We start from the raw sequence: 11,656 nt of genomic DNA on the forward strand, positions 1-11,656 counted from the left end.
TGTGCTTGGCCGCCCTCAGGAATCGGGGACGGCCGGGTCGATGAACCAAAGTGTGCGCCCATCATGCGCCAGCGTCTTGAGCTGCATCAATCCTTGCGGCGACGCGTCAGCTCCGAGCCCTGGAAACCCTGGCGGCGATAGGTCAGCACCAGGGTATCGCGCACGCCGCCCGGCTGCTCTGGCTGGATGGGCGTGGTCTCGTGGATCATGCGGGCATCGTCCAGCAGCATCACCGACCAGGGCTCGGTCAGCGTAAAGCGCTGGCCGCTGGGACCCGTGGCCTCGAAGATGCGTGTCTCGCCGCCCTTCACGCCCTCGCGCCCGACCAGGATCACGGCCACCAGGTCCACGCCGTCGCGGTGCGCGCCTTCGGGCGTGGGTCGGCCAATGCCGTCCGTGGTGTCGATGCGGAACTGGTGGGACTCGATGAACCAGCGCTCGTGCTGCACATCATCGCCCTGTGCGCAGAACACCTGGTCGGACAGGCCCGCCAGCGCCAGCAGCAGGCGGCTCCAGGTGGCGCTTTGCGCCGTGGCGTCGCGCATGGGATCGAACATGCGCAGCATGCCGCCATGCAGGGCGTTGTATTCCACCGGCTGCCAGTGCGCGCGGTGCTCCACCTGCTGCAGCCCGTCCTGCCCGGCGATGAAGCAGGAATGGCGGCGGCGCCGGTAGCGCCCGCCGTCCTTCAGAAAGGCATCGGGCGGCAGCTGGGCCCAGTCGGCATCGAGCGCATGCAGCTCGGTCAATGACACGCCTGCCCAGGCCGCGAATTCATCGGGGCGCAGCACCGCATAGCCTGCGTCGCGCAGCGACTGCGCTGCATTCTGGGGGGCGATATAGGGAGGGGGAAACGTGATGTGCGCCATAACCCGACAAGCTTACTCCTCGCCCGCACCCGTCCGGGCGAGGCGGGCTGCAAATTTGCGCAATGCTGTGGCGACAGACGCGCATCAATGCGGGCGCTGCCCCTCGCTATTGCCCTGGGCTCACACCAGCGGCAACCCCACATAGTTCTCCGCCAGCGAGGTCGAGCCTGCCCGGGAGTTGACGATGTAGTCCAGTTCCGCCTCCTGCACCTTGGTGTCGAAGCCGCCCGCGTCGGGGAAGCGGTGCATGAGCGAGGTCATCCACCACGAAAAGCGCTCGGCCTTCCAGACGCGGCGCAGGCATTGCTCGGAATAGCCGTCGATGCCTTCGGGCGCCTTGTCGCGGTAGTACTGCGCGAAGGCGCTGGACAGGTAGCCCACGTCCGAGGCGGCCAGGTTCAGGCCCTTGGCGCCCGTGGGCGGCACGATGTGGGCCGCGTCGCCGGCCAGGAACAGGCGGCCGAAGCGCATGGGCTCGGTCACGAAGCTGCGCAGCGGGGCAATGCTCTTTTCCAGCGAGGGGCCGGTCACCAGGCGCTCGCGGGCCTCGGGGTCCAGGCGCAGGCGCAGTTCGTTCCAGAAGGCCTCGTCGCTCCAGTCCTCGACCTTTTCGGTCAGCGGCACCTGCAGGTAGTAGCGGCTGCGCGTGGCGCTGCGCTGGCTGCACAGTGCGAAGCCGCGCTCGGTCTGGGCGTAGATCAGTTCGTGCGAGACGGGCGGCGTGTCCGACAGCAGTCCCAGCCAGCCGAAGGGGTAGACCTTCTCGAAGGTGCGCACCTTGTCCTGCGGCACGCTGGCGCGGCAGATGCCGTGAAAGCCGTCGCAGCCGGCGATGAAGTCGCATTGCAGCTCATGGACCTGGCCGTCCTTTTCGTAGCGCACGACGGGGCTGTCGCCATCGAAGCCCACGGGCTGCACGTTGCTGGCCTCGTAGACCGTGGCCAGGCCCTCGGCGACGCGCACTTCCATCAGGTCGCGCGTGACCTCGGTCTGGCCGTAGACCATGACGCGCTTGCCGCCGGTCAGGCCGTGCAGGTCGATGCGGTGGCGCTGGCCGCCGAACAGCAGCTCGATGCCGTCGTGCGGCAGGCCTTCGGCGCGCATGCGGGCATCGGCGCCGGCCTGCTCCAGCAGGTCCACGGTGACCTGTTCCAGCACGCCGGCGCGGATGCGTCCCAGCACGTAGTCGGCGCTGCGCTGCTCGATGATGACGTTGTCTATGCCTGCGCGGTACAGCAGCTGGCCGAGAAGCAGGCCGGCAGGGCCTGCGCCGATGATGGCGACTTGGGTACGCATTGATCTGTCTCCGTTGCGTTGTTCGATGTCATGGCCGGTTCATGCCATGGCCTGGTCCCAAGACTAGTTTTGAGGCAGCGCAAAGACGAGGGGCTGGCACATGAGTTGCGCGGTGATCGCGCAATCTGCGCGACAATCGCGCACTACCTGCATGCCCGCCCTCCCCGCCCATGAACCAGCCCTTTCCCATCGACCCCGATGACTTCATCGCCGGACTGGCCAAGGGCCTGGCCGTGCTGGAGAGCTTCGACACCGAGCGCCAGCGCCTGAACGCCACCATGGCGGCCGAGCGCTCGGGCATCACGCGCACGGCCGCGCGCCGCCATCTGCTGACGCTGGCGCACCTGGGTTACCTGGAGACGGACGGCAGCCATTTCTGGCTGGCGCCCAAGGTGCTGCGGCTGTCGGGCAGCTACCTGGCCTCGGCGCGGCTGCCGCGCATCGTCCAGCCCGTGCTCTACCGGCTGGCGGCGCAGACCCAGCTGTCGTTTTCCTGCGTGGTGCGCGATGGCCACGAGGTGGTCATCGTCGCGCGCAGCGCCCTGCACGAGCGCGGCCAGCGCCTCATGGCCCACGGCCTGCACCTGGGCAGCCGCCTGCCCGCCCACGCCACCTCCACCGGCCGCGTGCTGCTGGCCGCCCTGCCTGCGGCCGAGCTCAGGCAATGGCTGGCCTCGCACGACCTGCGGCGCCTGACCGCCCACACGGTCACCGACAGCGCAGCGCTCGAAGGCGTGCTGGACGAAGTGCGCCGACAGGACTTCTGCCTGGCCCTGGAAGAGCATGAGCTGGCCGTGCAGGCCCTGGCCGTGCCGCTGCGCAACATGGAGGGCCGCACGGTGGCCGCGCTCAACATCGTGACCTCGCCCCAGCGCATGGCGCCCGCCGACATGGCGGCCGAGCTGCTGCCGCTGCTGCAGGAGGCGGCGCGGGAGCTGCGGCCGCTGCTCTGAGGCCTGCTGACCTGCGACCTGCCTCCGTCGCTGCAGCCGCTCAGAGCGGCGCGCACACCTGCTGGCTCAGTTCGCGCAGGGCCAGCGAGGTCTTTCGGATCAGCGGCGTGGCCTTTTTCTTGGCCGACTGCGCCAGGCACAGCGTGCTCACCACATGGGGCGACTCGATGGGAATGCCCACCAGCTCGGCATCGGTCAGGTGGCTGCGCATGGCGCTGTCGGTCAGCGCGGCGTAGCCGTAACCGCCGCGCACCAGGTCCAGGATGGCCGGCACGCTGGACACTTCCCAGACCACGTTGAGCTTGACCTGGGACAGCGTGGCCTGCGCTTCCATCAACTTGCGGAAGATCTGGCCGTGCTGCGGCATGATCAACGGAAACTGCGACAGCTCGTCAAAGCGCACGCCGCTGCGCCCGCCCAGGGTGCGCGCCGGGCCGATCAGGCACAGGCGCTCTTCCAGCACGGGCGTGACCTCGATGTGCGGATGCGGCTCGGGCGTGTAGACCAGGCCCAGGTCCATGCGGCCCGAAGTCAGCCATTCGGCAATGTTCATGGAAAAGCCCTCGACCACGGCCAGGCGGGCCTTGGGCATGTCCTTGCTGAACAGGTCGATCAGCGGCAGCGTCAGGCGCCGCGCCAGGCTGGGCGGCAGGCCCACCACGATGCGGCCCACGGGCTCGTCGCGCTGGCTGCCCAGATCCTCCTTGGCCAGCGCCACGCGCTGCATGATGGCGTGGCCGTGCTCCAGCAGGCGGCGGCCCGCGTCGGTCAACGTCACGCCGCGGCCGGTGCGAATCAGCAGGGTTTCGCGCAGCTCGGTCTCCAGCGCCCGCACCTGGCGGCTCAGTGCGGGCTGGGCCGTCTCCAGCAGCACGGCCGCCTTGCTGAAGCTGCCGGTCTCGGCCACATGCACGAACGTCTCTATCTGCTGCAAATTCATGTTCTCTCGCCTCCTCACTTATGCCATTTTGCTATAGCTGCTAGCGCCAGCCACGGCTAGGTGCTTTGCAACGAACTGACACAATGCGGCGACTGGATGATCCAGCCGCTCCCGCAAGAGAGCGTAAAAACAAGAGCAGCCTGTGCCTTGCCGGCATAGGACCAAGCCACCCAGCAAGCCCAACAGCGACTCGGAGACAAACCATGAAAGACAGCGCCTTCCGCATCAATCGCCGCCAGGCGGGCCTCGCCCTTGGCGCCCTGGCCATGGGCGCCCTGGCACCCGCGCGCGCCCAGTCGGGTGCCGCCGCCAACTGGCCCACCAAGCAGGTGCGCATCATCAACCCCTTCCCCGTGGGCGGCGGGCCGGACGGCACCTCGCGCCTGGTGGCCGACAAGCTGGCGCGCCTGTGGAACCAGCCCGTCATCGTGGAAAACCGCCCGGGGGGCAACGGCTTCATCGCCATCGAGGCCTTCAAGCGGGGCGCCACCGACGGCACGGACATCATCCAGCTGGACAACGTCCACCTGGCCGCCTATCCCCACCTGTTCAAGAAACTGCCCTACAGCATCGACAAGGACTTCGAGGTCGTCCTGCCGCTGTTTCGCACCTTCTTCTTCGTCTGCGTGCCGGTCAACAGCCCCTACAAGACCGTGGCCGACCTGATTGCCGACGCCAAGGCGCGCCCCGGCAAGCTCAACTACGGCTCGTGGTCCGTGGGCAACCCGGTGCACCTGGGCTCGGCCCTGCTGGAGTCGCTGACGGGCACCAAGATGGAACACGTCATCTACAAGGAAACCAGCCAGCTGTACACCAGCGTGGCCACGGGCGAGCTGGCCTTTGCGCTGGGCTCCTCGGGCACGGCCGGCCCGCTGATGCGCTCGGGCAAGCTGCGCTTTCTGGCCGTGCTGGCGCCCCACCGCCTCAAGGGCTATGAAGACGTGCCCACCGTGGCCGAGTCCGGCGGCCCGGCCGATGCCGTGGTCACCGGCTGGAATGCCTTTGCCGTCTCCAAGTCCACGCCGCCGGCCGTGGTCGAGAAGATCCGCCAGGACACCATGAAAGTCCTGCGCGAGCCCGACATCCAGCCCAAGTTCCAGACCTTCGGCTACGAGAACTACTTTCCCACGCCCGAAGAGTTCAAGGCCTTCATCGTCGAGGAAAACAAGCGCTTTGGCGACGTGATCCGCCGCGCCAAGATCGAGCTGTAAGCCACAGGCCACAGCAGGCGCAGACGCAAAAAAGCCGCCGCGCCGCAAGGCCGGCGGCTTCTTTCATGCCGTCTTCAGCGCGACAGCCCGCGCGCCGCAATCGGCCACAGCGCGTGCACCGTGCCGCCCTGCAGCACCACCAGCTCGTCGTGCAGGTTGAATGTCGGGTCCACGTGCGAGGGCAGCAGCTGCAGCACGCTGCCCAGGGCGGGCGCCTGGGCGCCAGGCTCCACGCATACCACGCTGTGCTCGTCATTGATGGCCACGCAGCGCAGGCCCGGCGTGCCGTAGACGGCGGGCGGGCCGCATTCGGCCGAGGTGGATTTCAGGCCCGCATCGAGGATGACGCGGTCCGGCGCGGGCGTGCTCATCACCGTGGACAGCAGGAACAGGCTGCGGCGAAAGGCCAGCGCCCCGCCCCATTCGTTGGCGCCGTAGTCGCCATCCATGAAGGCATAGGAGCCCGGCTGCAGCTCGGTGTAGACGCCGCTGGCCGCATCGAACTCCACGCTGCCCGTGCCGCCGCCCGTGATGGTGTGGCACGCCAGGCCGTTGTCGCGCAGCAGCTGCGCGCAGGCCGCCGCCCGGCTCGCAGCCTCCTGGCAGGCCTGCGCACGCTCTTCGCGGCTGCGCCGGTGCTGCGCCGCTCCGTGGTAGGCCTGCAGGCCCGCGAAATTCACGCCCGGCAGGTTGTGCGCCTGCCGCGCCAGGGCCAGCACGGCCTCGGGGCCCGTGACGCCGCAGCGGCCTTGACCCACGTCCACCTCCACCAGCACGTCGATCTCCACGCCCGCCTGCGACATGGCCTCGGACAGCTGCACCAGGTTGGCCGCGTTGTCCACGCACACGGCCATGCGCGCACTGCGCGCCAGCCGGGCCAGCAGCGCGTGCTTGGCCGGCCCCACGACCTCGTTGCTGATCAGGATGTCGCGCACGCCGGCCGCCACAAAGGGCAGCGCTTCGCTCACCTTCTGGCAGCAGATGCCACGCGCGCCCAGCGCCAGCTGGCGCAGCGCGATCTGGGGGCACTTGTGCGCCTTGGCATGCGGGCGCAGCGCCACGCCATGGCGGTCGGCCCAGTCCTGCATGGTGCGCAGGTTGGCATCGAAGGCCGTCAGGTCCAGCGCCAGGCTGGGTGTGTCGATGCGATCGAGCGGATCGCCGGGCCGTGCGGCAGGCTCCAGTGCCAGACCGCTGGCGTCATCGTGCAAGGGCATGGTGCTGTGCCTCATTCCTGCGGGGGCGCGTACTGGGCGATGACCTCGGCCTCGGTCATGGTCGGCGTCTGGTTGGCGAAGTCGTAGTAGCCGGGCTTTCTGTCGATGTAGATCTGCGTGGCCAACTCAAAGTCCTGCGACTCGAAGGCGCCGGCCGGCACAAAGTACTCGCCCGTGGCGTGCAGCCGGTAGTACAGGTGCGTGCCGCATTGCCTGCAGAAGGCGCGCTCGGCCCATTCGGAGGAGGCATAGGTGCCGATGTGCTCGCCGCCCTCGAACTTCACATCGGGCCCGCAATGCACCGCCAGCATGGGGCCGCCGCCCCAGCGCCGGCAGTATCCACAGTGGCAGGCCCCGATTTCCCGGGCCTGGGGAGAGACAAAGCTGACAGCGCCGCAAAGACAGTGACCGTTCATGGTGCATGGACCTTTCCGTGGGTTGCGAGTACCTGGGATTATTCACAGGTGTCGCGCATCATAGGCGATGGCGCAGCACCTGCAAACCGCGGCGCCCTACACTGCGCGCCAGTCCTCTCAACCATCCATCCCCCTTGTCAGCCATGCCCCGCAATGACAACCGCCTCAAGGTCCTCTTCGTCTGCAGCCGCAACCAGTGGCGCAGCCCCACGGCAGAGCAGGTCTGGCGCAGGCACCCTGCCTTGCAGGTGCGCTCGGGAGGCACCAGTGCGGGCGCCCGCCACCGCGTGTCGGCCGACGATGTGGCCTGGGCCGACGTGATTCTCGTGATGGAGGAAAGGCACCAGTCCCGCCTCAAGGCCGATTACGGCCGGCTGCTGGCGCAAAAGCGCCTGCATGTGCTCGATATTCCTGACGAGTACCGCTACATGGACCCGGAACTGGTGGACATGCTGCAGACCGCCGTCAGCGCACTGCTGCAACTGGACTGAGCGCCGGACGCCACGGCGACGGCAACCATGGGCAAGCACGTAGGCAAAAACAGGCAATTGCATTCGGACGTACGCTATAGTAACGAACGGTATCAAAAGCACGGTCTGCCGTATGACAAATGGACGACTGGATACCCTCCAGGAGGATACCCAACCGAGGCTGAAATGCACGATGCCATCACCAACCCCACGCAAGCTGCGGTGACCCCGGTGGCGCCAGCCCCCCTGGAAATACCCGATTACGAACTGCTGGAAACCTTGGGATCGGGTGGCTACGGCACCGTATACCGCGCGCGACACCGGCGCACGGGTGCATCGGTGGCCATCAAGGTCGTCAGGCTGCAGGAAGGCGGCCGCCAGGTGGAGCGCTTCCACCGCGAGACCATGCTGTGCGCGTCCCTGCACCATCCCCACATCGTCCAGCTGCTGGACAAGGGCGAGCAAGGCGACTGCGTCTACGGCGTCTTCGAATATGTGCCCGGCGAGACCCTCAAGAGCCTGATCCGCCGCCAGGGCGTGCTGACTGCCGCCGAGGCCGGCCGCCTCATGGCCGAGGTGCTCGATGCGCTGGACTGCGCGCATGCCGCCGGCATCGTGCACCGCGACCTCAAGCCCGACAACGTGATGGTCACCTCCACGGGCGCGGTGCGCCACGCCATGGTGCTGGACTTCGGCATCGGCACCGTGATCCCGCAGTTTGCCGGCCCGCAGGTCTCGCAGCTCACCATGGGCGACGAATGCCTTGGCACGCCCGCCTACAGCGCCCCCGAGCAGCTGCGCGGCGAGCCGCCCAGCGCCCGCACCGACCTGTATGCCTGGGGGCTGATGTTCCTCGAATGCCTGACGGGCACGCCCGCCGTGCAGGGCGCCTCGGTGGCCGAGATCGTGCACCGCCAGCTCAGCCCGCAGGAAGTGCAGCTGCCGCCGGCCATCTCCACCCACCCCATCGCCGCCCTGCTGCGCAAGGCGCTCAAGAAGCGGCCTGCGGAGCGCAGCGACTCGGCGGCGGCCCTGCTCAGGGACCTCATGCGCGTGCGGCTGGACGATCTGGTGGGCCAGTTGCCCGCCGCCGCCCAGGTGCAGCAGGCGGACCTGACACGCACCGTGGCCACCACACGCGTGTTCTCCGAAGTGCGCCAGCTCACCGTGCTGTGCTGCAGCGTCTCCCTCTGGCCGGGCAGCGACACCCACGGCATGGACGGCACGACGGGCACCTCAAGCCAGCCCTCGCAGGGGCTGAACATCGAAGACATCGAGCTGCTGCAGCGCGAGGAACTCACGCTATTCTCCGACGTTGCCACCCGGCGCGGTGGCATGCTGGCGGGCACGCTGGGCGACCGCATGCTGGTGCTCTTCGGCTACCCGCACACCAGCGACACCGATGCCCGCCAGGCCGGCATGACGGCCCAGGAGCTGCTGACGCTCAGCCGCAGCCGCGCGGCCGCCATCGAGCAGGTCCACGGACTGCACCTGGGAATCCGCATGGGCCTGCACACCGGCATGGCTGTGGTGGTCGGCGGCGAAGCACCCTCGGGCCATGCCGTCAACGTGGCCATGCGGCTGGAGGCCATCGCCGATGCGGGCACCCTGCTGGCCAGCGAAAGCAGCCACCGCCTGCTGTCGCGCCATGCGCGCTTCGAGAAGGCCGGCAGCCTGCGCCTGCCCGGCCAGCCCACGGGCATGCAGACCTATCGCCTGGAGCTGGAGCAGCCAGCCGAGCTACTGCAGGGACCTGTGTCCGATGCAGCCTTGCAGTGCATAGGCCGCGAACCCGAACTGCAACGCCTGCACGACGCATGGGCGCGGGCCCGCGAAGCCGGGGGCAATGCGCTGTGGATTCGCGGCGAGCCGGGCATCGGCAAATCCTGCCTGGCCGACATGCTGCTCGTCCACGCCAGGACACAGGGCGCGAACACCGTGGTGCTGCAATGCCAGCCCGAGCACCGCAACACCGCGCTGACCCCTTTCCTGGGCCTGATACGGCAGCGGCTGGAGGCGGCAGATCCCCCGCAGGACCACCGCGAACAGATGCGCGAAGCCCTGCGCGCCGCAGGCTGCGATGCCGAGGCCGCCCTGCCCATTCTGTGCGCCTGGCTCTCGCTGCCCCTGGGCGACTGCGAGCCCAGCCGCATCTCGGCCGTCATGCAAAGGGCGCTGCTGCTGCAGTCCACCGCGCAATGGCTGCTGCACATGTCCGAAGCCGAGCCCCTGCTGCTGGTCGTCGAGGACGTGCACTGGGCCGACCCCACCAGCATCGAACTGCTGGAGCAACTGGTATCACGCCTGCCCGGGCGGCGCGTGCTGCTGGTGCTCACGGCGCGGCCGCAGTGGCAACCGCCCGAGGGCCTGCAGGCCGACTGCGTGGACGTGCGGCGCCTGGAAGACGCCCAGGCCACCGAACTGGCCCGCCAGACGCTGGCACCGCGCCGGCTCAGCCCTGCCGTGATCCGCCACGTGGTGGAACGCACGGACGGCGTGCCGCTGTTCATCCAGGAAATGGCGCGCATGCTGCTGGATGCCCACCTGGTGGAGGAAGACGGCGTCTGGGACTTTCGCCATGCCGAGCTGCCGGCCGCCATTCCGCTCACGCTGCGCGACTCGCTGGTCAGCCGCTTTGACCGCATCGGCCCGCTCAAGCCCCTGCTGCAGCTGGCCGCCACCATGGGCCGGCACTTCGACTTCGACCTGCTGTGCGCCTGCCTGGAACGCCCGCAGGGCGAAGTCGGGCAGGAACTGGCCGCCCTGGGCCAGGCCGGCCTGGTGATTGCCGACGAACGCGCGGGCCCGGGCGCCTACATGTTCCGCCACGCGCTGATCAGGGACACGGCCTACGAATGCATGCTGGTATCGCAGCGCCGGCTGCTGCACCGCGACGTGGCCCTGGCCCTGATGCAGCACCAGCCGCAGCGCGTTGCGGCGGAACCCGCAGGCGTGGCCCAGCACTGGGCGGACGCCGGCGACCACGCCCAGGCCGTGGCCCTGGCCGTGCGGCAGTTGCGCATCACCCAGCTGCGCTCGCTCAACGATGAAACCATTGCCTACGCGCGCCATATCGACGACTGGCTGCAACAGCTCCAGGGCGTGGCCCAGCGCGAGGCGCGGCTGGACGTCAACAGCTACGTGACCCAGGCGCTGATGAACAAGCACGGCTGGGCCCATGCCCAGGTGGTGGAACGCATCGCGCTGTCGCAGGAGCTGCTGGCCGGCCCGGGCGCCAACGCCGTGGCCGACTACAAGCAGGTGCAGCACCTGTGGATGCTGATCACCTACCACCACGTGGCCAGCAACCGCGAGGAAGTGCGCCAGCTCAGCCACCGGCTGCTGGAGCAGGCCGTGCGCCAGCAGGACACGGGCGTGCTGGTGGCCGCCCAGACCTACCTGGGACTGGCCCACTACTCCGACGGCCGATTCGAGCAGGCCGAAGAAGCGCTGACCGACGCCATCACCCGCTACGACCCCGTGGCCCATGCCCACCATGCGGCCGAGTTCGGCTTCGACACGCGCGTCTGGGCCACCTGCGGGCGCGCCCTGGTGCGCTGGTTCGCCGGCTTCGACCAGGCCGCGCTGGCCGATGCGAACGACGCAGTGCGCCTGGCGCACGAGGTCTCGCACATCCCATCCCTGAGCATGGCCCTGCTCTACCAGGCCCTGGTCCACCAGGCACGTGGCGACAAGGAAAGCGCCTTGGCCACCACGGGCGAACTGCTGGACATCACGGCCCGCTACGGCCTGCCTGCGTTCTCGGGCTATGCGGACATCATCCGCTGCTGGGCGCTGGGTGACGGCGCAGGCAGCGCCAGCGCCGAGGGCATTGAACGCGCCAGCGGCACGGCGCAGCTGCTCTGGGACATGGGCTGCCGCTACTGCCAGACCTACTACCGCTCCTTCGTCGCCGAAATGCTGGCGGCCAGCGGGCGCTGGGCCGAGGCCCTGGACAAGATCGACGAATGCCTGCGCCTGGCCGACGTGCTGGACGAGCGGCTGCACAGCAGCGAGCTGCACCTGAAGAAGGCCCGCTTCCTGCTGGCCATGGGCGCCGACCACGCGGCCGTGCAGGACAGCCTGGCCCAGGCGGCCGGGACTGCGCGCACTGCCGGCAAGTACCGCACCGAAACCGAGGCACTGGCCCTGTCGCAGGCCCTGGCACCCGCCAGGCCTGACGTGGCCGCGCGCCTGAGTGAGCTGGCCGCGCTGCGGCCTGAACTGTCCGTGCACCTGTCCGGGCCCCTGCCCGGCCAGGCGCATTTTTCTTGAACCGAGGAT

Annotated in this window: 9 protein-coding genes; 4 read left to right on the top strand and 5 right to left on the bottom strand. The window is 68.8% G+C overall.

Annotated features, from left to right (window positions below):
• Nucleotides 1-86 precede the first annotated feature (86 nt).
• Together ACF8ML_RS17500 and pobA are read right to left on the bottom strand one after the other, a co-directional pair.
• A complete protein-coding gene (locus ACF8ML_RS17500; protein WP_043791151.1) occupies nt 87-869 on the bottom strand; it encodes a 2OG-Fe dioxygenase family protein in 783 nt (260 codons plus the stop codon).
• 120 nt (nt 870-989) lie between these two features.
• Nucleotides 990-2,165 (bottom strand): 4-hydroxybenzoate 3-monooxygenase, encoded by a 1,176-nt coding sequence (gene pobA / locus ACF8ML_RS17505; RefSeq protein ID WP_047327502.1) that lies wholly within the window; start codon nt 2,163-2,165, stop codon nt 990-992.
• 170 nt (nt 2,166-2,335) lie between these two features.
• Between pobA and ACF8ML_RS17510 the strand changes: the two genes are divergently transcribed.
• Nucleotides 2,336-3,118 carry an IclR family transcriptional regulator C-terminal domain-containing protein gene (locus ACF8ML_RS17510; protein WP_392407532.1) on the top strand — a complete coding sequence of 261 codons (783 nt, stop codon included), beginning with the start codon at nt 2,336-2,338 and terminating at the stop codon, nt 3,116-3,118.
• Nucleotides 3,119-3,158: 40 nt separating this feature from the next.
• On the opposite strand, the gene ACF8ML_RS17515 is transcribed toward ACF8ML_RS17510, so the two are convergent.
• Entirely contained in the window at nt 3,159-4,058 is a 900-nt protein-coding gene (locus ACF8ML_RS17515) for a LysR family transcriptional regulator (protein WP_013801913.1), read from the bottom strand.
• Between the two features lie 203 nt (nt 4,059-4,261).
• Between ACF8ML_RS17515 and ACF8ML_RS17520 the strand changes: the two genes are divergently transcribed.
• Nucleotides 4,262-5,269 carry a tripartite tricarboxylate transporter substrate binding protein gene (locus ACF8ML_RS17520; protein WP_046238589.1) on the top strand — a complete coding sequence of 336 codons (1,008 nt, stop codon included), beginning with the start codon at nt 4,262-4,264 and terminating at the stop codon, nt 5,267-5,269.
• 74 nt (nt 5,270-5,343) lie between these two features.
• Here the strand turns inward: ACF8ML_RS17520 and ACF8ML_RS17525 are convergent, their stop codons facing one another.
• Complete coding sequence (locus ACF8ML_RS17525) at nt 5,344-6,486, bottom strand: DSD1 family PLP-dependent enzyme (RefSeq protein ID WP_047327503.1); 1,143 nt, start codon at nt 6,484-6,486, stop codon at nt 5,344-5,346.
• A gap of 11 nt (nt 6,487-6,497) precedes the next feature.
• Nucleotides 6,498-6,902 (bottom strand): GFA family protein, encoded by a 405-nt coding sequence (locus ACF8ML_RS17530; protein WP_016446370.1) that lies wholly within the window; start codon nt 6,900-6,902, stop codon nt 6,498-6,500.
• Between the two features lie 143 nt (nt 6,903-7,045).
• Here ACF8ML_RS17530 and ACF8ML_RS17535 point away from each other — a divergent pair, with 143 nt between their 5' ends.
• Both ACF8ML_RS17535 and ACF8ML_RS17540 read left to right on the top strand, forming a co-directional pair.
• The gene (locus ACF8ML_RS17535; protein ID WP_016446371.1) at nt 7,046-7,393 is read left to right on the top strand and encodes a low molecular weight protein tyrosine phosphatase family protein; all 348 of its coding nucleotides are present in this window, start codon (nt 7,046-7,048) and stop codon (nt 7,391-7,393) included.
• A gap of 165 nt (nt 7,394-7,558) precedes the next feature.
• Entirely contained in the window at nt 7,559-11,647 is a 4,089-nt protein-coding gene (locus ACF8ML_RS17540; protein ID WP_047327504.1) for a TOMM system kinase/cyclase fusion protein, read from the top strand.
• Nucleotides 11,648-11,656: the final 9 nt, after the last annotated feature.

It is taken from the genome of Delftia sp. WSY_10 (assembly GCF_043104705.1).
GTDB lineage: Bacteria > Pseudomonadota > Gammaproteobacteria > Burkholderiales > Burkholderiaceae_C > Comamonas > Comamonas tsuruhatensis.